This window comes from Dyella sp. CR10 (assembly GCF_055814425.1).
The window spans coordinates 547,567-570,653 of record NZ_CP185986.1 but is presented as its reverse complement, the minus strand read 5'-3'; the positions used below and the strand labels follow the sequence as shown (position 1 = coordinate 570,653).

Below are 23,087 nucleotides of genomic sequence, written 5' to 3'. Positions count from 1 at the left end.
AACTGCCCTGTTAATGCGCCGCTCTCGCGTGCAGGCGCCACACCACCGCGGCCAGACCGGCCACGGCCAGCACGAACCAGTACGCACTGGCCTGCAGATCCTTGCCCAGCCACATCACGCCACCCACCGCGCCGGCGAGCAGCACGCCCGCGCCCAGCGCTACCGGCAGCGCATGGCCGGCGGACATGCGCCCGCTCAACAACAGCAGCACGCCGAAGCCGGCCAGCAGGACGGCGAGCACGCGCCGCGCCATGGCGAAGCCCGGCGGCTCCGGCACGTCGGGCAGCACGTCGATCAGGCGGCGGTCGCCGACCTGCACGTCGTAGCCCTTGCCGTCCGGCGCATCGCTGGCCGGCACCAGCAGGTCGCCCTGTGGGCGCGCGAAGACGGTCACCACCTGGACTGGCACCGCCTCCCAGCTGATGCGCAGATCGCCCAGGCGGGGGTGCGCGGGATTGGTGCTGGTGAGCAGGTAATCGCCCTGCGGCGAAAAGCTGGCCGCAAGATTGGCGGGCAAGCTTTTCAGATCCGGCGCGATGCGGTCGCCACCCGGCAGCGCGTGTACCAGCGCAGGCGACAAGGCATAGGCACCGAGCTTCACCAGCCCGGCGTCGAACTGCTTGCCCTGGATCGGAAACGGGCCGGGATTGGCATGTCCGGCAGGCTTTTCGAAACGTCCGGCATCGAGCGGACGATCGACCCAGTCCTGTTCGTAATGCACGTCGGTACCGACCCGCACTTCGCGCCACTGGAACATTTCCACGTGGCGGATCAGTACGGGCGTATCCACATGCTGATTGAATTCCGGATCGAGCGGCGCGTCGACCACGTTGAGGCGCCCGGCGACGCGAACCATGTAGCGGTCCTTGCCGGTCTCCGGCCGCGCGTCGCCCTGCACCTCGAGCACCTGCCCGCCATGGCGCTCCGCGGCGACGCGATGCTCGATCACGGCCTGCTCGGTCATGGCCACCACGCCCAGCCCCGCCAGGACCAGCAGCGCGCCGGCGATGCCGGCGATCCACTGACGCGCGCCCGCATTGCGCGCGCTCATGGACGCACCAGCCCGGCGAGCTCGCGGCGCTCGTCCGCCGTGCCGTAGCGGCCGCGCTCATCGCGGACCACGCGAGCCAACGCGCAATCGTGATCGTGAGTGAAGAACAGTTCGATGCCGCGTGCGAGCTTGTCCTCGAGGAACACGCGCTTCTCGTCGATCAGCGCCTCGGGGTAACGGTCGTAGCCCATGGTGATGGGCAGGTGCACCCAGAAGCGACCGGGAATGAGATCGGCGCAGAACACCACGCCGCCGACCTCGGAGAGCATGAGCCCCGGCGTGTGGCCGTCCGAATAGCTGAAGCGCACGGCATCGCCGAGCACCTGGGCATGTTCGCCCTCGACCAGCTCCAGGCGGCCGCTGTCGGCAAGCAGCTGCTGCAGCTCGGGAATGAACGACGCGCGATCGCGCGGATGCGGCTGCTGCGCACGGCGCCAATGCTCGGCACCGACCACGAAGGTGGCCTTGGGGAACAGCAAGCGCGGCGGCTCGCCTTCTTCCCACGCGGCGAGCAGGCCGCCGGCATGATCGAAGTGCAGGTGCGAGAGCACCACGACATCGATGTCCTCGTGCGACAGGCCGGCGGCGGCGAGCGAGTCGAGCAGCACGTGACGCTCTTCCACCACGCCGTAGCGCTCGCGCAGCGCAGGTTCGAAGAACGCGCCGATGCCGGCCTCGAACAGGACGTTGCGGCCGCCCAGGTCCTTCGCCAGCAGGCAGCGGCAGGCCAGCGGGATGCGGTTTTGCGCATCCGGTGCGATCCAGCGTGACCAGAGCGCCTTGGGGGCGTTGCCGAACATGGCGCCGCCGTCGAGTTGCTGGGAATTGCCGGTGATCGACCACAACTGCATGAAACTTCCCCTGCCCTACAACCTGTCGTGTATGACCGACGCGCGCCCCCGCAGCGCGCCGGCGATCGTCATTACTGCACCTTGCCGAGCCCCGAGGGGCGGCGCGGATCACTGGCCGCATCGAGCTTGCCGCTCTTGAGATCCCAGGTGACCACGTTCATGTAGCCCCAGGGCTGGCGCGGCTTGAGCGTATGACCCATGCGGGTCAGCGCCTCGGCGGTGGCGGCGTCGAACACGCCGTCTTCCACGTCCACGCGATCGGGCATGAACTGGTGGTGGAAACGCTTCTGCCCGGCGATGCCAAGCGCATCCTTGCCGTCGATGAAAGCGAGGATGCCTTCCAGCACCTGCGTGATGATGGTCGAGCCGCCGGGCGAGCCGATCACGCCGATGCGATCGGCGCCGAACACGATGCTGGGCGTCATCGACGACAGCATGCGCTTGCCGGGTTCCGGCGCGTTGGCCTTGCTGCCGAGCAGGCCGTACACGTTGGGCTGGTTGGGCACCAGCGCGAAATCGTCCATCTCGTCGTTGAGCAGCACGCCAGTGCCCTGCGCGACGAAGGTGGAGCCGAGCACGTAGTTCACCGTCAGGGTGATCGAGGCGATGTTGCCTTCGCGGTCGATCACCGAGAAATGCGTGGTGTGCATGCCCGGCTCGACGCCGGTGCTGGCCGGCAGCATCGCCGAGGGCGTGGCCTTGTCCGGCAGGATGGTCTGGCGCAGGCCGTCGGCGTAGTACGGCGACAGCAGCATGTCCAGCGGCATCTTTACGAAATCCGGATCGCCCAGGTAATCGTTGTGGTCGCGGAAGGCGCGGCGCATCGCCTCGATCACCAGATGCGTGCGGTGCGCGTCGTCCAGCTTGCTCAGGTCGAAGCCGGACAGGATGTTGAGAATCTCGGCCACCGCCACACCGCCGGAAGACGGCGGCGGCGCGGTGACGATGCGATAGCCGCGGTAGTTCACCACGATCGGCTCGCGTTCCTTGACCTGGTAGCTCTCAAGATCCTTCGCCGTCCAGTTGCCGCCGGCGGCGCGCACGGCGGCGACCAGCTTCTGCGCGACCTCGCCGCGGTAGAAACCGTCGTGCCCCTTCTCGCCGAGTGTTTCCAGCGTGCGCGCCTGGTCCGGATCGCGCCAGGTCTGTCCCGCCGCCGGCGGCTGGCCGCCGGGCAGGAATTTGGCGGCGGAGGCGGGCCAGCGGCGCAGATCCTGCTGGCGCTCGGCGATGGCGCCGAGCAGACGGCTGTCCGGGGTGAAGCCGTCGCGCGCGATGCGCACGGCGGGCGCCAGCGAATCCTTCAGCGGCAACTTGCCGTAGTGCTCGGCCAGGTATGCCAGCCCCCCCGGCTCGCCGGGGATACCGGCGGAGAGCGGACCGTTGAGGGCGGTATCGCGGTTGGGCGAGCCGTCCTTGTCGAGATAGTCCTTCGGGTTCACCGCGGCTGGCGCGGTTTCGCGCGCGTCGATGAAGAATTGTTTGCCATCGGAAGCGCGATGCAGCACCGCCATGAAGCCGCCGCCGATGCCGGAGCTTTCCGGTTCGACCACGGAGAGCGTGGCCGCGACCGCGATGGCGGCGTCGAAGGCGTTGCCGCCCTTGGCGATCACCTCCAGGCCGGCTTCGGTGGCGTGGAAATTCGCGCTGGCGATCGCCGCCTTGCCCGGTCCGCGCAGGGCGACCGGCCCCTTGTGGGGCGCGGTATCGGTACGGGAAACATCGGCGCAAGCGGGACCGCCGACCAGCAGCAGGCCCAACAGCACGGCGCGGACGCGCAGCGCCGGCCACTTCGTGGAAAACCTCATGCCTGACCCTTTTTCATCAACTGGTGATATTTCAGTTCGAGTTGATCGTTCGTCTCGGTGTGCTCGGGGTCGACGATGATGCATTCGACCGGGCAGACCTCCACGCACTGCGGTTCGTCATGATGCCCCACGCATTCCGTGCACAACGCCGGGTCGATCACGTAGTACTCCTCGCCGAGCGAGATAGCCTTGTTCGGACAAACCGGTTCGCACACGTCGCAGTTGACGCAGGTGTCTAGGATCTTCAGGGACATCGGACGAGTGTACACGGTAGCGTCGCCTGCTGCGGCGCAACAAGACGGGCAACGGGGACATGTCGAATGCGCTGCCGATGAGAACAGCCATCGCTTCGGCCGCGCGCCGCGCGAGCCCAAAAAGAAAACCCGCGGCGCTCGCGCACCGCGGGTTTCGAGCAGTACTGAAAAGCGGAATTACATGTTCACGTAGCGGACCGTGGCGCCGGTCGGCTGCAGCGCGGTGGTGACCTTGTCCTTGTCGGCGGCATCGCCGATCACCAGCACGATCACGTCCTTGAACGAACCGGGCTTGGCGTCCTTGAACGCTTCCGTCACGAACTCGGCGGTCTTGGCCGAATCCGGGCCGGCGAACACCAGCATGTTGCCCGGCAGAACGCCGCGCGCGACCGTGTCCTGAACCTGCTCGAGCTGGCGCTGGCGCAGGCCGTTGGCATCGTCGCCGTCGCCGGCCGGCACCAGGTACGGATACGGGCGGTCGGCCGTCATGCCCTGCATGTTCTGCTGCACGATCTGGCCCAGGTACGCGTTCCACGCCTTGGAGTCGTTCGGATCGGTCGGCTTGGAGACCTTGGCGGCCTGCTCGGTCGCCTGGCTGGCGTTTTCTTCGCCACCCTTGTTGCAGCCGGTGAGAGCCAGCGAGCCGAGCGCGATGGCGGCGAGGAGAGCGTACTTGTACATGGTGGTCACCCTGAGTGGTGGATTGCGGGACGTGAGGATCCCCCGGAAGTCGGAACCCCTTGGCGCCGCTGTCCAAACCGTCGTGGCGGCGCCCGGCGCAATGGCTTGCCTGTCCTGTCCGCAGGATGGCGGCGAGGATACACGAGCGGCCCCGGTGCAACCACAGCGGGCCATGCGGGCCAAACGCTACTGGCGACGCTGGCGCATCGCCTGCTGCACGGCCGGATGCACGAAGCCGGAGATATCGCCGCCGAGGCGGCCGATCTCGCGCACCAGCGAGGAAGAGATGAAGCTGTACTGCTCGGCGGGGGTGAGGAACAGCGTCTCCACACCCGGGATCAGATGACGGTTCATGCTGGCGAGCTGGAATTCGTATTCGAAATCCGACACCGCGCGCAGGCCGCGGATGATCACGCCGGCATGGAGCTCGCGCACGAAGTCCGCCAGCAGGCAGTCGAAACCGCGCACTTCCACATTGCGCAGGTCGGCCAGAGCCAGCCGGGCCAACGCGATGCGCTCGTTGAGGCTGAAGCCCGGACCCTTGCCCTTGTTGGGGCTCTCGGCCACGGCCACCACGATGCGTTCGAACAGTGGCGCGGCGCGCGCGACCAAGTCGGCGTGCCCGTTGGTAATGGGATCGAAAGTGCCAGGGTAGACGGCGAGACGCGGATTGACCGGCTGATTCACGTTGAGCTTCGGCGCTACGGCGAAAAGGACCGGTAGCTTAGAACCAGTTCGCGGTCTCTGCGTAGCCCGCAGGCCGTCAGGGGGCTCGCCGGTAGAGCGCGTAGCGCACTTCGCCGGCCTGCCCTTCGCGGTGCGGCCGCCACGAAGACGGCAAGACGATGGCCTTGCCGCGCGGCGATTCGACGTAGATCCAGGCCGACGGCGCGAGCCATCCGCCCTCTTCGAGCCGGCGTGCCAGCAGCTCCCACAGGTCCAGGGCGAACGGCGGATCGAGAAAGGCGATATCGAACGGCCGCGCCGTACCGTGCAGATACGCGGCCGCATCCGCTGCGGCCACTTCACCGCCAGCGGCCTTCAGTCGCACCAGGTTGTCGCGCAGGGCCTGGGCGGCGCGCGGGTCGCGTTCGACGAACTGCACCCGGGCGGCGCCGCGCGACAAGGCTTCGATGCCCAGCGCGCCGGTGCCGGCGCACAGGTCGAGGCAGCTGGCGCCGGCAATCATCGGCGCCAGCCAGTTGAACAGCGTCTCGCGCACCCGCTCGGCGGTGGGGCGCAGGCCTGGCAGCCCGGGCACATCCAGGCGGGAGTTGCGCAGGCTGCCGCCGATGATGCGGATGCGGCCGGGAGCAGCGCTCATGCGGGTCGGCATGGTGCACGCCGCACCGGCCGGGGCGGAAAAGGCAGGGGTGATAGCATGCGCGTCATTGTCTTCGAATCCCCCCCGCAATGCTCAAGTTCTGGAAGAAGAAACCCGCCGAGACGCAGACGCCTCCGCCGCCGGCCGGCGCGCCGGAGACGGACGCCTCGGCCATGCCGCACGACGCGGATGCCGCTTCCCTGGATACCCCCTCGCTTGGCGAAGCGCTGTCCGAGGCCTCCCCGCCGGCCGAAGCGCCCGGCGAGGAACAGCCGTTCCAGGTACCTGCCGAGGAGGTCGCCCCGGCCAGGCGCAGCTGGCGCGAGCGCCTTTCCGGCAGCGCCTTCGCGCGTGGCCTCAGCTCCCTGTTCAGCCGCAATCCCAAGCTGGACGACGCGTTGCTGGACGAGCTGGAAACCACCCTGATCACGGCCGACGTCGGCATTGAAGCCAGCACCAACCTGGTCGAGAACCTGCGCAAGCGCATGCACAAGCGCGAATTCGCCGATGCCACGGCGCTGCTGGCGGCGCTGCGCGGCGAACTGGTGGCGCTGCTCGAGCCGGTGCAGCGTCCGCTCGACGTCGCGGGCCGCAAGCCGTTCGTGGTGCTCACCGTGGGCATCAACGGCGTGGGCAAGACCACCACCATCGGCAAGCTGGCGCGCCGCTACAGCGACGAAGGCCGCACGGTGCTGCTCGCGGCCGGCGACACCTTCCGCGCCGCCGCCGTCGAGCAGCTCAAGACCTGGGGCGCGCGCAACGGCGTGCCGGTGATTTCGCAGGGCCAGGATGCGGATTCGGCAAGCGTCATCTTCGATGCGCTGCAGGCCGCCCGCTCGCGCGGCGCCGACGTGCTGATCGCCGATACCGCCGGCCGCTTGCATACCCAGGGTGGCCTGATGGACGAGCTGGGCAAGATCGCACGCGTACTCAAGAAGCTCGACGCCGAAGCGCCGCACGAAGTGCTGATGGTGATCGACGGCACTACCGGCCAGAACGCCGTGAGCCAGGTACGCCAGTTCCGCCAGATCGTCGGCGTGAGCGGCCTAGTGGTGACCAAGCTGGACGGCACGGCCAAGGGTGGCGTGGTGTTCGCGCTGGCGCGCGAATTCGGCCTGCCAATCCGCTACGTCGGCCTGGGCGAGAGCGCCACCGACCTGCGCACGTTCGATGCCCAGGCCTATGTCGACGGCCTGCTGCCGGCCAGCCTTGGCCAGGGCTGAGCGAATGCCGCGCTGGCTGCGCATTACTTTGTGGAGCATCGGCGGCGTGATCGCGATCGCGCTGGTGACTCTGGTGGTCTCGCTGTATCTGCTGCTGCAGCCGGCGCGCTTCACGTCGATGCTGCAGAACGAAGCCGGTCGCGCCGGGCTCGATCTCAATCTCGCCAGCCCGGCCAGCCCCACGCTGTTTCCCCGCCCCGCCCTCGAACTGCAGGGGCTCACGCTCAGCGCCAAGGGCGCAAGCATGCCGATCCTGCTCGCCGCGCGCGGCCGCCTGCAGTTGCCGTGGCGCGCGCTGCTGGGCAAGGAGACGGTGATCTCGCGGCTGGAGATCGATTCTCCCCGCGTCGACCTCGATGCACTGCAGGCGTGGCTGGCCAGCCTGCCGCCACGCCCGGAGAGCACGCCGCCGGAAATCCCGCGCATCGACGCAGGCGTGCACATCACCCGCGGCAGCCTGGTGCGCGGCAACGAGACGTTGCTGGGCGACGTGTCGCTGGATGCCGGCAGCCTGATCTCCGGCCAGCCCTTTCCGCTCGAAATCACCGCCAAGGACGGAGGCGGCGAGCCACTGCAACTGCGCCTCTCGGCCACACCCCGCCTGAAAGGCGACACCCTGCAGCTGGACGATATCGACGTGCGCTTTTCGCAGGGCAGCCGCACTACCTTGCAGCTCGCCGGTGACGCGCACTGGCACGGCGCGGCCGATGCATCGCTGCGCCTGCACGGCAAGCTGGACCATGCCGACATGGGCGCCTACGACACGTCGCTGGTGCTGACGCCGGCCAACCAGGTCGATCCGCTGCTGCTGGCGATCAAGTTCGACGGCCCGGGCAACCATGCCGACCTGCGCTTGCCGCCGCTGGCTCTCGCCGACTGGTGGTCGCAGCTCAACCATCCGCAGGACCCGCGCCTGAGCGTTCCGCCCGGCACCGGCACCGCGCAGATGGACAAACTGGAAACCGGCGGCATCAGCATCGAAGGTCTCAGCATCCAGGCCGGAGTCGCGCCGGCGTCCGCCAGCTCGACCTCCTCGCCCGCCGGCGGCAAGGACAAAGCGACACCCGCGCGCAAGACGAAATGACCGCTTCCGACCCGAACCGTTTCGCCACGCGGCTGCTCGCGTGGTTCGACCGGCATGGCCGCCACGACCTGCCCTGGCAGCATCCACGCGATGCGTACCGCGTGTGGCTGTCCGAGGTGATGCTGCAGCAGACGCAGGTGAGCACGGTGATTCCGTACTTCCAGCGCTTCATCGCCGCCTTGCCTGCCCTACGCGATCTGGCGGCAGCGGACGAAGACACCGTGCTGGCGCTGTGGTCGGGCCTGGGCTATTACCGTCGCGCCCGCTTCTTGCACCATGCCGCGCAGCTGTGCGTGGCGCGCCACGGCGGCGAACTGCCGCGCGATTTCGACGCACTGGCCGCGCTGCCCGGCATCGGCCGTTCCACCGCCGGTGCGATCCTCGCGCAGGCGTACGGGCTGCGCTTTCCCATCCTGGACGGCAATGTGAAGCGCGTGCTGACGCGCCATCTCGGCATCCACGGTCATCCTGGCCAGAGCGCCGTGGAGAAGGAACTGTGGCGCCACGCCGAGGAACGCACGCCGGATGCGCGCCTGGCCGACTACACCCAGGCCATCATGGATCTGGGCGCAACGGTCTGCGTCCGTTCGCGTCCGCTCTGCGAGTCGTGTCCCGTCGCCGCCGATTGCATCGCTTTGCGCGACGGCCTTACCGCGCAGCTGCCCAGTGCGAAACCGACGAAAACCATCCCGACCCGCGCGACCGTCATGCTGCTGCTGCGCGACGGCGGCCGACGCGTCCTGCTGGAACGGCGTGGCCCGCAAGGCGTGTGGGCCGGTCTGTGGAGCCTGCCCGAGGCGGCAGGACACGAAGATGCATGGCGCAAGGCGCAGCAATTCGCCCGCATCGACGACGCGCAGGCACTCGCGCCGTTCGTGCATGTATTCAGCCATTACCGTCTGCAGGTCGAGCCCTTGCTGTTCGACGGCGCGACAGCGCACGGGGCCATCGCCGATAATCCGGCGCTGCGCTGGTGCGATGCCGGCGACATCGCCGCGCTGGGCCTGCCCGCACCCGTACGCACGCTGCTGCAAAGTCTCTGAAGGAAACGCCATGAGCCGTACCGTTCACTGCGCCAAGCTCGGCATCGATGCCGAAGGCCTGGATTTCGCCCCCTGGCCCGGCCCGCTCGGCCAGCGCATCTATGCGGAGATCTCCAAGCCGGCATGGCAGGAATGGCTGGCGCACCAGACCATGCTCATCAACGAATACCGCCTCAATCCGCTGGATCCCAAGGCGCGCCAGTTCCTCGGCGCGGAAATGGAGAAATTCCTGTTCGGCGGCGGCGCCGAACGCCCGGAAGGCTATGTGACGCCGGATACGGAATCTTGACGGATCGCCCCGACTCCGGTTTAATGCGCGGCTCCACGCAGTACGGATGACCGCCACGGTCATCAACGCTTCGGCCGGGTAGCTCAGTTGGTAGAGCAGGGGATTGAAAATCCCCGTGTCGGCGGTTCGATTCCGTCCCCGGCCACCATTTCATGGCGGTTTTCCAGCACTATGCTGACGCAACCACCCATCCCCTCCTTCCCCAGAAACGCCACTGAGATGCCCGCTCGCATTCCTGACGATGTCTGGCGCCAATTCCAGGAAGAGCTGGCCGCCGCCGACCGGAAACCGTCGGCACCACTGGACCAGGAAGAACTGGCCAGGCTGACGCCGGAGCAGAAGCTCCTGCTTGCCAGAACCGAATTCCTCGACCTCAAGCGCAAATACCGCCTGAAAGTGGACGACGTGCTTACGTTCCTGCCCGAAGAAGAAGTCGTCGCGTACCTGCAGGGGCTGATGCATTAGGCAATGCGTTCGCCATGCCGTGCACGCACGGCATGCGTCCACGCCATCATCCGGCCCTCGCGCAAGCCTATACTCGGCGGCTGATCGACCGTGCAGGCATGAACGCAAGGATTGGAAGATGACCGCAGGACTCACGCTTATCGGCAACGAGCGCGTGCTCGTCTACGCGCCGCAGGGCGCCTTGCTCGCAAAGGAATCCGACGCCCTCGACCTGATCGGCGAAGCGGCCGGCCAGGATGCGTCCTGGGTAGTGCTGCCGGTGAGCCGCCTGCACGAGGATTTCTTCCGCCTGGAGACGCGACTGGCGGGATCCGTCCTGCAGAAGCTGGTCAACTATGGCGTGAAGCTGGCGGTCATCGGCGACATCACGCCATGGCTGGCGCGGAGCAAGGCCTTGCGCGATTTCGCGCTTGAGACCAATCAGGGAAAGGACTTCTGGTTCGTCGAAGATCTGTCGCAACTGGTGGCGCGCCTGTCGCGCGTGTAATCGCGAGGCGGTGCAGTCGGCCAAGACTGCAAGACGTGCGCATCATTGATGGCTTCTCCCCTTGCGCGCCCCGCAAGCTGGAGCTTTCCCAACACCGGTGGATCCGCCAGGCCGCCCTTGTGAAAAAGGTCGCTTCCAGCGAGCTGATAGACAGCCTTGCGGCAGCGTTTGAGTAGGACTTTTCTGATTCCCCGACCATACGGCTGCCGGCACGATGCCTCCCGTGCCCGCGGCGAGGCTTGTTGCACGTGCCCCCTTGCCAGCTTGACCCTCACCGTGGGCCATCTTTCCTACCAGCCGGGGATGGCCTGTACTGGCGAGCACGCCAGCGGCGGCGAGGCGTCGGAGCGACTCGCCGCCGGGATCTTCCCCGCGTCTTGCGACCTTTCTTTGGTGCGACGCCAGTCATGATGAGTCGAAGGTCACGACGCCTTTGATGCACACTCCTCCGCCCTGTCCGCAATTTTTGATGGGCGATAACCGTGGCGCAGAACATCTACGACGATCCTTCGTTCTTCGAAGGCTACAGCCGCCTCGACCGTTCGATGCGCCGCCTGGAAGGCGCTCCCGAATGGGCGGCAATCCAGGCGCGCCTGCCGCGGATGCAGGACTTGCGCGTGGTCGATCTGGGTTGCGGCTATGGCTGGTTCTGCCGCTGGGCGTGCGAGCGTGGCGCGGCAAGCGTGCTGGGACTCGACGTCTCGCGGCGAATGCTCGAGCGGGCACGTTCGCTGACGCACGACGATGGCATCCGCTACGAAACGGCCGACCTGGAAACACTCGAACTCCCGGAAGCTGCCTTTGATCTCGCCTACAGCTCACTCGCCTTCCATTACGTCGAACACCTCGAGCCGCTGTTGCGTACGCTTCATCGGGCTTTGGTGCCTGGCGGCCATCTGGTGTTCTCGATGGAGCATCCGATCTACATGGCGTCGCGGCATCCGGACTGGTTGACCAACGCCGGTGGTGATCGCGCATGGCCTGTCGACCATTACCAGGTCGAGGGCGCGCGCGTGACCGACTGGCTCGCCGATGGCGTGGTCAAGCAGCACCGCACGCTGGGTACGTTGATCAATACGCTCATCCGCTGCGGCTTCACGCTCAACGGCCTCGACGAATGGGGCCGACCGAGCAGCAGCTGGCCGCACAGCCCGGCCTGGAAGACGAACGGCATCGCCCCATGATGGTGATCGTCGCGGCGCGGCGATGAATCGGATGCGCGCCGAATAGACGGCCAAACGTAGATACGCTCGTTTTTGCCGAGGGCTGGCCGCCCTTCCCCGCGTTCACCTCAGGTTGCGCAACCGGGGCAAGACTCCCAAATCCCACCGCAAAGAGGAGTCGTCCATGAAGATTCGTCTCGCTTCATTGGTCCTTGCCCTGGTTTTCGGGGCCTCCGCCGCGATGGCGCAGGATGCGCTCACAGAGCGGCAGATCCATACCCAGCTCGAGCAGCAGGGTTACACCAAGATCCATGACGTGAAATTCCGCGACGGCATGTGGCGGGCCCGCGCGAAGAGCGCCGATGGAAAGCGCGTATCGGTGAAAATCGATCCGCGTACGGGCGAAGCCTATCCGGACGAACAGGTGTCCCGCCTCAGCGAGACTGACGTGCGCGCATCGCTGTCCACCGCCGGCTACACACACGTGCATGACGTGGATTTCAAGGATGGCGTGTGGCAAGCCAAGGCGGAGAACCCGGCCGGTGCCGACGTGAAGCTGCAGATCGATCCGCAGACCGGCAAGGTGATCGGCAGCAACTGACCTTGCGTCTCCGCCGGCCGCACCCCTGCCGGAAGGCATCGCGGCCGGCGGGCCGGCGCTCGCGACCCTCCGCTGTTGCGCCGAGCCATGAGGGATACCCCGGTTAACACGCCGCAAGAGGCCGAACGCCGCCTCCCGAATACAGATGCGGAACGAGCGCGCACTTGCGATCTGTCGCGCGATTCCCGACCGATCCAGTCGGCGCAACCAGTGCTGCTCACCGGCGCCGGGGGACCGCATGGGTGGACCGGCCCGCCGCCAGCTATCTACTATCGGCGACGGTTCCCCACAGGTAACGCCCGTGAAACGACTCGCCCTTTCGTTCCTTGCCCTGTCCGTCTCCACCGCCCTGTTCGCGGCGGAGGCCCCCAGCTTCGACCCGCACCGCCTGTCGGCCGACGTGAAGACACTTTCTTCCGATGCCTTCGAAGGCCGCGGCCCGGCCACGGCCGGCGAGACCAAGACCATCGACTACCTCATCGCGCAGTACAAGGAAGCCGGCCTGCAGCCGGGCGGCGACCTAAAGAATGGCAAGCGCGAGTGGACGCAGGCGGTGCCGCTGCAACGCGCCGAGATCGTCGGCACGCCATCGCTGTCGATCAAGGTCGACGGCAAGGCGCAGCCCTTGACCCAAGGCGAGCAGATCGCCGTGCGCGCCGCGATGGATGGCTCCAGGCAGGTCGCGATCAAGGATGCGCCGCTGGTATTCGTCGGCTACGGCGTGAAGGCGCCCGAGCGCCGCTGGGACGACTTCAAGGGTGTGGATCTCAAGGGCAAGATCGCCGTGGTGCTGATCAACGACCCGGACTTCGAGACCGGCGTCGGCGACTTCGGCGGCAAGGCCATGACCTACTACGGCCGCTGGACCTACAAGTACGAAGAAGCCGCGCGCCAGGGCGCCGCGGGCGTGCTGATCGTGCACGAGACCGAGCCGGCGTCCTATGGCTGGAACACGGTGAAGAATTCCAACACCAATGCGATGTTCGACATCGTGCGCGACAAGCCGGCTGCCGTTCATCCGCAGGTAGAGGCCTGGATCCAGCGCGATCTGGCGGTGGATCTGTTCAAGCGCGCCGGCCTGGATTTCGACGCGCTCAAGAAGCAGGCACAGTCGCGCGACTTCAAGCCGGTGACGCTCAAGGGCGAGACCTTCTCGGCCAGCTACAAGGTCGACAACAAGGTAATCACCTCACACAACGTAGTGGGGCGCATCGAAGGCACTAAGCGCCCGGACGAAACGGTGATCTACAGCGCTCATTGGGACCACCTGGGCGTGGGCGCGCCGGATGCCAAGGGCGATCGCATCTACAACGGCGCGGTGGATAACGCCACCGGCGCCGCGGCGCTGATCGAGCTGGCGCGGGCGTTCAAGAATGCGCCCAAGCCGGAACGTTCCATCGTGTTTCTCGACGTGACGGCCGAGGAGAAGGGCCTGCTCGGTTCCGAGTACTACGCCGCCAATCCGCTCTATCCGCTGGGCAAGACGGTCGGTGTGATCAATCTCGATGCGCTGGACCCGCACGGCCCCGCGCGCAATTTCACCATCTCCGGCAGCGCGAAGCTGGATCTGCTCGACGATCTGATCGCCACCGCCAAGCACTGGAACCTCACCTATTCGCCGGATCCCAAGCCGGAAGCCGGCCACTTCTTCCGCTCCGATCATTTCTCGTTCGCCAAGCGCGGTGTGCCGGCGATTTCCTTCGGCTCGGGCAACGACTGGGTGGATGGCGGCCTCGCGGCCGGCAAGAAGGCCGAGGACGAGTACACCGACAAGCACTACCACCAGCCGTCGGACGAGTGGGAAGCGGCCTGGCCGTTCACCGGCTTGGCGCGCGACCTGCAGATCCTCTACACGCTGGGCAGCGACCTGGCCAACTCGAACCAGTGGCCGGATTGGAGCAAGGATTCGGAGTTCCGGGCCGCGCGCGACGAGACGGCGGCGCAGCGCAAATAACTCGCTTCAGAAGCAAAAAAAACGGCCCGCCTGGCGGGCCGTTTCCTTTTTGCGCATCCGCCGCGGCTCGGCGATATCAGAACGTGCGCGCGACTTTGAGAAACCAGGTGCCATCGATCGGATTGGATACATGCACGCGTCCGCGCCCGTCCAGCGCCCCGGTGCTGTAGCGCGCGTACACGCCGGCGCCATTCCATGCCCTCGCGTACCCTGCTTCGACATCGAACCCGGCGATGCCGCGCGATAGCGCGACGCTGGCATCGCGCCAGCTGTAGTCGGCGAAATGATTCACGCGCTGCCAGCCATAGTGCAGCGCCAGCACATAGCCGCCGGGAAGCGCGAAGCGCCGCCCGAGATCCAGATAGGCGGAGCCACGTGAATGTGCGCGCCGGCCGATGCCCAGCGTCTGGCTGTTGAAACCGAAGTAGTCCCGCGTGGCTGTGATGGAATACGCCAGCGACCAATGCCGCCAGTCGAGGCTCAGCACGATTTCGCCATAGTCCAGCGGCGTACCGGTGGCGCTGACCTTCGCGCCGGGATAGCGATAGTAGTAGAGGCCTGCGCGGTAGTTCAGTTCGCCACGGCTACCTGCGTAGCCGGCGTAGAGATCCCACTCGAGGTGACCGCCCTCGACGAAGTACGGGCTGACCGTCGATAGCCAGGTTCCCGCGAACCAGCCCGAGGGCGTGGCGTAATCCATGCCGCCCTGCAGCGCGGGCTGTCCCCAGCTCTGCTGGAATCCGCGAGAGACATACTGCGACGCTACCGCGACGTTGCCGCTCCATGCGCTGTCCGCTTCATCCGCGCGGACCTCGGTTGCTGCCGCGCAAAGCGCCACGGCGACGAGCGCGCCGCGCCACTTCATGCGTCACCGCGGATATCGGCGGCCAACGCGCGACGCAGACTGAGCATGTACAGCAGAAGCACCGCCGAGAACGGCAGGCCGCAAAGCACCACCGCGGTCTGCATGGCATCGAAACTGCCGCCGAGCAGCAGTCCGATGCTTACCACCGTGGTCGCTGCGGCCCAGAACACGCGAATCCACACCGGTGCATCCTCGCTGCCGGAGCCCTCGCGCATCGACAGGTTGGCGATCATCAACGTGCCGGAGTCGACTGGCGTGAGGAACAGCACGAAGCCGATCACCACGGTGATGCCCGCCACGAGCTTGGTCCATGGCAGGTATTCGAACAGCTTGAACAGCGCCATGGGCGGATCGGACACCGCCACCTTGCCCAGTTCCGTCGCCCCATGATTGAGCACTAGGTCGATCGCCGTATTGCCGAAGATCGACAGCCAGGCCAGGGTGAAACCCAGCGGGATCAGCAGCACGCCGAACACCAGCTCGCGGATGGTGCGACCGCGCGAAATGCGCGCGATGAACATGCCGACGAACGGCGCCCAGGCAATCCACCATGCCCAGTAGAACAGCGTCCACTCGCCGAGCCATTTGCGCGAGCTGCCGTAGAGATAGAGGTCGAAGCTCTTGGGAACGATCGCGACCAGATAGTCGCCGACGTTCTGCACCATGCCGTCGAACAGATGCAGCGTCGGGCCGCAGACCAGCACGAACAGCAGCAGCAGGCAGAGCAGGCGGATGTTGAGGTTGGACAGCACCGCGATGCCCTTCTCCACGCCGGAGACGGCCGCCAGCGTCGCCACCACCATCATCACGATCACCAAGCCCACCAGCACCTGCGGCGTGGCCGGCACGCCGAACAGGTAATGCAGGCCCGAATTGAGCAGAAGTGCCCCGATGCCCAGGTTGGTGACCATCGAGACCAGAGTGACCAGAATGCCGAAACCATCGACCAGGTGACCGATCCAGCCATGGATGCGTTCTCCGAACAGCGGGTACAACGCGGAACGCAACGCCAGTGGCAGTCCCCGTCGATAGGCGAAATAGCCCAGCGCGGCCGCGATCAACGCATACAGCGCCCAGCCGTGCAGGCCCCAGTGCAGGAAGGTGATCGCCATCGCCTCTCGCGCGGCATGCGCGGTGCCGCCCTCGCCCGCCGGTGGCGCGAGAAAATGATCTAGCGGCTCGTAGGCGCCGTAGTAGAGCAGCGCGATGCCGATACCGGAGGAAAACAGCATGGACGTCCACGAGGCATAGCTGAAAGCCGGCCTCTCGTCGTCCTTCCCCAGCCGGATCGCGCCGTAGCGCGACGCGCCCAGCCACAGCACGAAGACCATGCAAGCCACCATCACCAGCATGTAGTACCCGCCGAACGCCTTCGACACCCAGGCCTGCGCAAGGAGCAGCCAGGCCTGGCTTGCCTGCGGGTAAACCACGGTGAGCGTGCCCAGCAGCAGGATCACCGCCGCCGAGCTGAAGAACACCACCTTGTTGAGCCGCGCCGGCGCATGCGTGACCGGCTGCTTTACCGCCTGATCCATCTTTCGACCCTCGGATGCCGCATGCACGGGCACCAGCGGTGTTCCGTGTCGGCGATTGCCAATCCAGACCGCGCGGGCAAGCTGCTTCGCGCGATAGCTGCACGAGCGGGCCGGCGTCCTGAGGAGCCGCTTTTTCCGGTCTGTCTCGTGGCGTGGTCCGAACCGGGCGGCAGGAGCCAAGCCGTCGCAGCCTACGCATTTTTTATTGAACGATCAATCAAAATAACGTAGGCTCGAGCAGTTGACGACGCTCTTGGCAGCGGCGTCTTCCCCTTCTTCGCCAACTACTTGGGACGACTCCGATGCCCAAACTCGGCATGCAACCCATCCGGCGCGAGCAGCTGATCCGCGCCACCTTCGAAACCATCGAACGCGTCGGCCTGGCCGATACGACCATGGCGCAGGTCGCGCGCAGCGCCGGGCTCTCCACCGGCATCGTCAGCCATTACTTCGGCGACAAGGACGGCCTGATCAATGCCGCCATGCGCCACATCCTGCGTCAGCTGCGCGACGCGGTGGCCCGGCGCCGTACCGAGGCCGACACCGATGCGCTCGCGCAGCTGCGCGCCATCGTCGATGGGAACTTCGACGAGACACAGGTCAACGCCACCGCGATGCGCGTCTGGCTCACCTTCTGGGCGGCCAGCATGCACCACCCGGAACTGCGCAGGCTGCAGCGGGCCAACGACCGCCGCCTCTACTCCAATCTGTGCCATCAGTTCCGCCGCACGATGCCGGCGGACCGCGCTCGCCACGCCGCACGCGGCCTCGCGGCGCTGATCGACGGCCTGTGGCTGCGCGGCAGCCTGGTCGGCGGCGAATTCGACGTGGCGCAAGCGCGCCGCCTCGCCTACGACTACCTCGATCACCTCCTGCCCACCCGCACGCACTGACGCGACGGTCCGACGGAACCCATGACATGAGCAAGTACGGAATCCAGAAGCAGTACATCCACGGCGCGCCGGTGGACGCCAGCGGCAGCGAAACGTTCGACACCATCAACCCCGCCAACGGCGAGGTGCTGGCGCAGGTCCAGCGCGCCACCCAGGCCGACGTGGAGCGCGCGGTCGAAAGCGCCGAAACCGGCCAGCGCGAGTGGGCGGCGCTGACCGCCGTACAGCGTTCACGCATCCTGCGACGCGCCGTGGACATCCTGCGCGAGCGCAACGACGAACTGGCGTGCCTGGAAACCGAGGACACCGGCAAGCCCTACGCCGAGACCTCGACTGTCGACATCGTCACGGGCGCCGACGTGCTGGAGTACTACGCCGGTCTCGCCTGCGCCATCGAGGGCGAACAGATGCCGCTGCGCGAGTCCAGTTTCTTCTATACCCGCCGCGAGCCGCTGGGCGTGGTCGCCGGCATCGGAGCCTGGAACTATCCCATCCAGATCGCGTTGTGGAAATCCGCGCCCGCGCTCGCCGCCGGCAACGCGATGATCTTCAAGCCCAGCGAAGTGACTCCGCTCACCGCGCTGAAGCTGGCCGAAATCTATACCGAGGCCGGCGTACCGGCGGGTGTGTTCAACGTCGTGCAGGGCGCCGGCCGCGAGGTCGGCCAATGGCTCACCGAACATCCGCGCATCGAGAAGATTTCCTTCACCGGTGGCGTGGAGACGGGCAAGAAGGTGATGGCCAGCGCGGCTTCGTCCTCGCTGAAGGAAGTGACCATGGAGCTGGGCGGCAAGTCGCCGCTGATCGTGTTCCCCGACGCGGATATCGCACGTGCGGCCGACATTGCGGTGATGGCCAATTTCTTCAGCTCCGGCCAGGTCTGCACCAACGGCACGCGCGTATTCGTGCACCAGTCGATCAAGGATGCATTCGAAGCTGCCGTACTGGAGCGCGTGCAACGCATCCGCATGGGCGACCCCACCGACGCCCGGACCAACTTCGGCCCGCTGGCAAGCTTCCCGCACATGGAGAAGGTGTTGTCGCTGATCGAGAGCGGCAAGCGCGAAGGCGCGCGCCTGCTGACCGGCGGCGGCCGCGCCCAGGACGGTGCATTTGCCAAGGGCGCGTACGTGCAGCCGACCGTATTCACCGATTGCCGCGACGACATGACCATCGTGCGCGAGGAAATCTTCGGGCCGGTGATGAGCATCCTGGCGTGGCGCGACGAGAGCGAAGTGGTGGCACGAGCCAACGACACCCACTTCGGCCTTGCCGCCGGCGTGGTCACGCCCGACCTGTCGCGCGCGCACCGCGTCATCCATCAGCTTCAGGCAGGTATCTGCTGGATCAACACCTGGGGCGAATCGCCCGCGGAAATGCCGGTCGGCGGCTACAAGCAATCCGGCGTGGGCCGCGAGAACGGCATCAGCACGCTCGCCCATTACACGCGGATCAAGTCGGTGCAGGTGGAACTGGGGCCCTACGCCTCGGTGTTCTGATCCCACGCATTTCCGACCCGCTTCAAAGGTGGGCGGCCGCCCGCGGCGCCACCCGCTTCTCTCGCAAGGAGTTCCCCATGAGCGCTATCAAGGCCTACGACTACATCATCATCGGCGCCGGTTCGGCCGGTAACGTGCTGGCCACCCGTCTCACCGAGGACGCGGACGTCAGCGTGCTGCTGCTCGAGGCCGGCGGCCCGGATTACCGTCTCGACTTCCGTACGCAGATGCCGGCCGCCCTCGCCTATCCGCTGCAGGGCCGCCGCTACAACTGGGCGTATCTGACGGATCCGGAGCCGCATATGAACAACCGCCGCATGGAATGCGGCCGCGGCAAGGGCCTGGGCGGTTCCTCGCTGATCAACGGCATGTGCTACATCCGCGGGAACGCGCTGGATTACGACCACTGGGCCAAGCGCCCGGGTCTGGAAAACTGGACCTATCTCGATTGCCTGCCCTACTTCCGCAAGGCAGAAACGCGCGACATCGGCCCTAACGACTATCACGGCGGCGAAGGCCCGGTCAGCGTGACCACGCCCAAGCCGGGCAACAACGTTCTGTTTCACGCGATGGTCGAGGCCGGCGTGCAGGCGGGCTATCCACGCACCGACGACCTCAACGGCTACCAGCAGGAAGGTTTCGGTCCGATGGACCGTACAGTGACGCCGCAGGGACGCCGCGCCAGCACCGCGCGCGGCTATCTCGACCAGGCGCGCGGGCGTCCCAACCTCACCATCGTCACGCACGCGCTGACCGACCGCATCCTGTTCTCCGGCAAGCGCGCGATTGGCGTGGCGTGGCTGCGCGGCGATGAATCCATGCAGGCGCATGCCCGGCGTGAGGTGCTGCTGTGCGGAGGCGCGATCGCCTCGCCGCAGATCCTGCAGCGCTCGGGTGTCGGTCCGGCGGATCTGCTGCGTGGCCTGGACATCCCGGTGGTGCATCACCTGCCCGGCGTCGGCGCCAATCTGCAGGACCACCTGGAGATGTACATGCAGTGGGAATGCAAGCAGCCAGTGTCACTGGCGCCTGCACTGGAGTGGTACAACAAGCCGAAGATCGGCGCGGAATGGCTGTTCTGCGGCACCGGCATCGGCGCCAGCAACGAATTCGAAGCCGGCGGCTTCATCCGCAGCCACGAAGAATTCGAGTGGCCCAACCTGCAGTATCACTTCCTGCCGGTCGCCATCAATTACAACGGCAGCAACCCGATCAAGGTGCACAGTTTCCAGGCGCACGTCGGCTCGATGCGCTCGCCCAGTCGCGGTCGCATCCATCTGCGCTCGCGCGATCCGCGCCAGCATCCGAGCATCCTGTTCAATTACATGTCGCACGAACAGGACTGGCGCGAGTTCCGTGCGGCCATTCGCATCACCCGCGAAATCATGCAGCAGAAGGCGATGGACCCTTACCGCGGCCGCGAGATCTCGCCGACCGCCGACGTCAAGACCGACGCGCAGCTCGATGCGTTCGTCCGCGAGCATGGCGAGACCGCTTATCACCCGTCCTGTTCCAACCAGATGGGCGAAGGCGACATGTGCGTGGTCGATGGCCAGGGCCGCGTGCATGGCATGGATGGCCTGCGCGTAGTGGATGCTTCGATCATGCCGCAGGTCACCACCGGCAACCTCAATGCTCCGACCATCATGATGGCCGAGAAGATCGCCGACATGATCCGCGGCCGTCAGCCGCTACCGCGCGCCAAAGCCTCGTACTACGTCGCCAACGGCGCCCCGTTGCGCCGCGACGAGCGCACGCTCGTCACAGCCTGACCGCTCCCCCCGCCGGCACATGGAGGTGCCGGCACGTCGCACGTTGCACGCGTTGACGTCCCTCTCACGGAAAAGCCACGAAGCCGTCTTCGGCGGATCACGAACCGGTCATTTGCCGCCGGCAAACTCTGTCCGCACCGTCCCCACGGCAAGACCGCATCATGCTGGCCCAGTACGTCTATCCGACCAAGGCAGGCCTGTTCCGCATCGTCCGTCACGGACGTCGTTGGCGGAGCCTGCTCGACATGCAGGAAACCGGCCGCCACGACAGCGCCGAAGCCGCTTTGCGAGCGTTGCGCGACCAGTGGCCGCAGGCGCGCCTGCCCGCCGCGCTGGATGACTGGCGCCATATCCCCCAGCTTGCGCTGGCGCACGAGCGCGCTTCCGGCGAGCCGGTGATCCGCTGGCGACTGGCCGGCTGAAATAAGAACGGGGACAGCGCGCTCAAGCGGCCGACGCGGATGCCGGCTTCATGCCGTCCACCATCGCGCGGGCCAGCTCGCGCTCGCCCAGCACCACCAGATCGGCGCCCTGCTTGCGCAGATGTTCGCTGCACGCCTCCGAATCGGCGCGCGCCACGATGCGCAGAGAGGGATTCAAATGGCGGGCGGCACGCACGACCTCGCCGCTTTCGAACGCCTGCGGCAAGGTCACCAGCAGCGCTCGCGCCTGCGGCAGGTTGGCCGCTTCCAGCACCTCGTCGCTCGATGCGTTGCCGACGATCGTGTCGATGCCACGCTGACGCAGGGTTTCGACATGATCCTTTTCTTCTTCCAGCACCAGCAGTGCTCCCCCCTGTTCGTGCACCGCCTCGCCAAGCAGGCGACCCAGCTGGCCGTAGCCGGCGATCACCACATGGCCATGCAAGGTGGTGGGTTGCAGCGGCGTGCCGGCGTCGTCGGCCTTGATGCCCTCGGGTGCACTTTGCTCCTGCGCGTCCCGCGCATCCAGGCGAGCCTTGGCGCGATCAAGCAGTTTGAACAACAGGGGATTGATCAGGATGGACAGGATCGCGGCGGCGAGCAGCACGTCCTGCGCCTCTTTGGACACCAGGTTCTGCGCCACGCCTACGCCGATCAGGATGAAAGAGAATTCGCCGATCTGCGACAAGCTGGTGGCAATGGTCAGCGCCGTGCTCAGCGGTTTGCGGAATGCCAGCACGATGCCCAGCGCCGCGAGCGACTTGCCCACCACGATGATGGCCAGCGCAGCCAGCACCACCAGCGGCTCGGTCAGCAGCACCTGATAGTTGAACAGCATGCCGATGGAGACGAAGAAAAGCACGGCGAACGCATCGCGCAACGGCAGCGTTTCTTCGGCGGCATCGTGGGCGAGCTTGGATTCGCCCATCATCATGCCCGCGAAGAACGCGCCCAGTTCGAAAGACACGCCAAACAGGCCCGCCGCGCCGAACGCCACGCCCAACGCGATCGCCAGCACGGCCAGGCGGAACAGCTCGCGCGACCCGGTCTGGGCGATCACTTGCAGCAGCCAGGGAATCAGGCGACGGCCAACGATCAGCATCACCGCCACGAACGCCACCACCTTGCCCACGGTGACGCCGACTGTCGAGGCGATCTCGCCGAAGGACATCGACTGCCCCGAACTCAGCGATGCGCCCATCGCCGGCAACAGCACCAGCGCAAGCACCATCGCCAGATCCTCGACGATCAGCCAGCCCACGGCGATGCGGCCGCGCTCGGTCTCCATCAACCGGCGCTCTTCCATCGCGCGCAACAACACCACGGTGCTTGCCACCGACAGCGCCAGGCCGAAGACGAAGCTCTGCGCCACCGGCCAGCCCAGCGCCCAGCCAAGCAGCATGCCGAGTACGGTCGCCACGGTCATCTGGCCCAGTGCGCCGGGAATGGCGATGGCCTTGACCGAAAGCAGGTCCTTCAGCGAGAAGTGAAGACCCACCCCGAACATCAGCAGCACCACGCCGATCTCGGCGAGCTGATGGGCGAGATGACCGTCCGCCACGAAGCCGGGCGTGAACGGCCCGCACACTACGCCAGCCAGCAGATAGCCGGCGAGCGCAGGCAGCTTGAGGCGATGCGCGATCGCGGCGAAGAAAAACGCGAGCACGATGCCACCGACGATCGTGCCTATGAGAGGGGCGTCATGCATGGCGGCGGTCCTTGAAGTGATGAGCGGAAACCCGGGCGCTGCTTTATCCGTGTCGCCTTAAGCGCGGGGGCGCCGCCGGGCCGCCGTCCTGAAGGACGCAAGCCCGCCTTGGCGT

The 23,087-nt window shown here is 66.6% G+C and carries 23 protein-coding genes and 1 tRNA gene; 14 read left to right on the top strand and 10 right to left on the bottom strand.

The window, feature by feature from the left end; translation table 11 throughout:
- Positions 1 to 10 precede the first annotated feature (10 nt).
- The 7 genes from ACNR9O_RS02490 to rsmD form a co-directional block, all read right to left on the bottom strand.
- Complete coding sequence (locus ACNR9O_RS02490) at positions 11 to 1,051, bottom strand: TMEM43 family protein (RefSeq protein WP_473683219.1); 1,041 nt, start codon at positions 1,049 to 1,051, stop codon at positions 11 to 13.
- The gene (locus ACNR9O_RS02485) at positions 1,048 to 1,902 is read right to left on the bottom strand and encodes an MBL fold metallo-hydrolase (RefSeq protein ID WP_473683221.1); all 855 of its coding nucleotides are present in this window, start codon (positions 1,900 to 1,902) and stop codon (positions 1,048 to 1,050) included. The genes ACNR9O_RS02490 and ACNR9O_RS02485 overlap by 4 nt, the downstream gene beginning before the upstream one ends.
- A gap of 71 nt (positions 1,903 to 1,973) precedes the next feature.
- Complete coding sequence (ggt, locus tag ACNR9O_RS02480; protein WP_473683223.1) at positions 1,974 to 3,710, bottom strand: gamma-glutamyltransferase; 1,737 nt, start codon at positions 3,708 to 3,710, stop codon at positions 1,974 to 1,976.
- Positions 3,707 to 3,964: a YfhL family 4Fe-4S dicluster ferredoxin gene (locus tag ACNR9O_RS02475; protein ID WP_473683225.1), complete on the bottom strand. Its 258-nt coding sequence runs from the start codon at positions 3,962 to 3,964 to the stop codon at positions 3,707 to 3,709. Before ACNR9O_RS02475 ends, ggt begins: the two co-directional genes overlap by 4 nt.
- 177 nt (positions 3,965 to 4,141) lie before the next feature.
- Entirely contained in the window at positions 4,142 to 4,645 is a 504-nt protein-coding gene (locus ACNR9O_RS02470; protein ID WP_473683227.1) for a hypothetical protein, read from the bottom strand.
- Positions 4,646 to 4,831: 186 nt separating this feature from the next.
- Positions 4,832 to 5,332 (bottom strand): pantetheine-phosphate adenylyltransferase, encoded by a 501-nt coding sequence (gene coaD, locus ACNR9O_RS02465; protein ID WP_473683229.1) that lies wholly within the window; start codon positions 5,330 to 5,332, stop codon positions 4,832 to 4,834.
- A gap of 76 nt (positions 5,333 to 5,408) precedes the next feature.
- Complete coding sequence (gene rsmD / locus ACNR9O_RS02460) at positions 5,409 to 5,969, bottom strand: 16S rRNA (guanine(966)-N(2))-methyltransferase RsmD (RefSeq protein ID WP_473683231.1); 561 nt, start codon at positions 5,967 to 5,969, stop codon at positions 5,409 to 5,411.
- An 89-nt stretch (positions 5,970 to 6,058) separates the two neighbouring features.
- Here rsmD and ftsY point away from each other — a divergent pair, with 89 nt between their 5' ends.
- The 10 genes from ftsY to ACNR9O_RS02410 all read left to right on the top strand — a co-directional run bounded on the left by ftsY (position 6,059) and on the right by ACNR9O_RS02410 (position 14,278).
- On the top strand, positions 6,059 to 7,192 hold the full coding sequence (ftsY, locus tag ACNR9O_RS02455) for a signal recognition particle-docking protein FtsY (protein WP_473683233.1): 1,134 nt from the start codon (positions 6,059 to 6,061) through the stop codon (positions 7,190 to 7,192).
- A gap of 4 nt (positions 7,193 to 7,196) precedes the next feature.
- A complete protein-coding gene (locus ACNR9O_RS02450; protein WP_473683235.1) occupies positions 7,197 to 8,276 on the top strand; it encodes an AsmA family protein in 1,080 nt (359 codons plus the stop codon).
- On the top strand, positions 8,273 to 9,319 hold the full coding sequence (gene mutY, locus ACNR9O_RS02445; RefSeq protein WP_473683237.1) for an A/G-specific adenine glycosylase: 1,047 nt from the start codon (positions 8,273 to 8,275) through the stop codon (positions 9,317 to 9,319). Before ACNR9O_RS02450 ends, mutY begins: the two co-directional genes overlap by 4 nt.
- A gap of 10 nt (positions 9,320 to 9,329) precedes the next feature.
- Entirely contained in the window at positions 9,330 to 9,608 is a 279-nt protein-coding gene (locus ACNR9O_RS02440; protein ID WP_473683239.1) for an oxidative damage protection protein, read from the top strand.
- 72 nt (positions 9,609 to 9,680) lie between these two features.
- Positions 9,681 to 9,756 (top strand) — tRNA-Phe (locus tag ACNR9O_RS02435).
- Positions 9,757 to 9,827: 71 nt separating this feature from the next.
- On the top strand, positions 9,828 to 10,073 hold the full coding sequence (locus ACNR9O_RS02430) for a hypothetical protein (RefSeq protein ID WP_473683241.1): 246 nt from the start codon (positions 9,828 to 9,830) through the stop codon (positions 10,071 to 10,073).
- Positions 10,074 to 10,191: 118 nt separating this feature from the next.
- Positions 10,192 to 10,560, top strand: coding sequence for a DUF4180 domain-containing protein (locus ACNR9O_RS02425; RefSeq protein ID WP_473683242.1), 369 nt, complete (start codon positions 10,192 to 10,194; stop codon positions 10,558 to 10,560).
- Positions 10,561 to 11,042: 482 nt separating this feature from the next.
- Positions 11,043 to 11,744, top strand: coding sequence for a class I SAM-dependent methyltransferase (locus ACNR9O_RS02420; protein WP_473683244.1), 702 nt, complete (start codon positions 11,043 to 11,045; stop codon positions 11,742 to 11,744).
- 163 nt (positions 11,745 to 11,907) lie between these two features.
- A complete protein-coding gene (locus ACNR9O_RS02415; protein ID WP_473683246.1) occupies positions 11,908 to 12,324 on the top strand; it encodes a PepSY domain-containing protein in 417 nt (138 codons plus the stop codon).
- 301 nt (positions 12,325 to 12,625) lie between these two features.
- A complete protein-coding gene (locus tag ACNR9O_RS02410) occupies positions 12,626 to 14,278 on the top strand; it encodes a M28 family metallopeptidase (RefSeq protein WP_473683248.1) in 1,653 nt (550 codons plus the stop codon).
- Positions 14,279 to 14,354: 76 nt separating this feature from the next.
- On the opposite strand, the gene ACNR9O_RS02405 is transcribed toward ACNR9O_RS02410, so the two are convergent.
- A complete protein-coding gene (locus tag ACNR9O_RS02405) occupies positions 14,355 to 15,143 on the bottom strand; it encodes a TorF family putative porin (RefSeq protein WP_473683250.1) in 789 nt (262 codons plus the stop codon).
- Positions 15,140 to 16,678, bottom strand: a complete 1,539-nt coding sequence (locus ACNR9O_RS02400; protein WP_473683252.1) for a BCCT family transporter — start codon at positions 16,676 to 16,678, stop codon at positions 15,140 to 15,142. Before ACNR9O_RS02400 ends, ACNR9O_RS02405 begins: the two co-directional genes overlap by 4 nt.
- A 302-nt stretch (positions 16,679 to 16,980) precedes the next feature.
- Here ACNR9O_RS02400 and betI point away from each other — a divergent pair, with 302 nt between their 5' ends.
- The 4 genes from betI (at position 16,981) to ACNR9O_RS02380 (ending at position 21,264) form a co-directional block, all read left to right on the top strand.
- Positions 16,981 to 17,571 carry a transcriptional regulator BetI gene (gene betI / locus ACNR9O_RS02395; protein WP_473683254.1) on the top strand — a complete coding sequence of 197 codons (591 nt, stop codon included), beginning with the start codon at positions 16,981 to 16,983 and terminating at the stop codon, positions 17,569 to 17,571.
- A gap of 26 nt (positions 17,572 to 17,597) precedes the next feature.
- The gene (gene betB / locus ACNR9O_RS02390) at positions 17,598 to 19,070 is read left to right on the top strand and encodes a betaine-aldehyde dehydrogenase (RefSeq protein WP_473683256.1); all 1,473 of its coding nucleotides are present in this window, start codon (positions 17,598 to 17,600) and stop codon (positions 19,068 to 19,070) included.
- 77 nt (positions 19,071 to 19,147) lie between these two features.
- On the top strand, positions 19,148 to 20,842 hold the full coding sequence (gene betA, locus ACNR9O_RS02385) for a choline dehydrogenase (protein WP_473683258.1): 1,695 nt from the start codon (positions 19,148 to 19,150) through the stop codon (positions 20,840 to 20,842).
- Positions 20,843 to 21,003: 161 nt separating this feature from the next.
- Positions 21,004 to 21,264 carry a hypothetical protein gene (locus ACNR9O_RS02380; protein ID WP_473683260.1) on the top strand — a complete coding sequence of 87 codons (261 nt, stop codon included), beginning with the start codon at positions 21,004 to 21,006 and terminating at the stop codon, positions 21,262 to 21,264.
- 22 nt (positions 21,265 to 21,286) lie between these two features.
- On the opposite strand, the gene ACNR9O_RS02375 is transcribed toward ACNR9O_RS02380, so the two are convergent.
- Positions 21,287 to 22,972 (bottom strand): cation:proton antiporter domain-containing protein, encoded by a 1,686-nt coding sequence (locus tag ACNR9O_RS02375; protein ID WP_473683262.1) that lies wholly within the window; start codon positions 22,970 to 22,972, stop codon positions 21,287 to 21,289.
- Positions 22,973 to 23,087 lie beyond the last annotated feature (115 nt).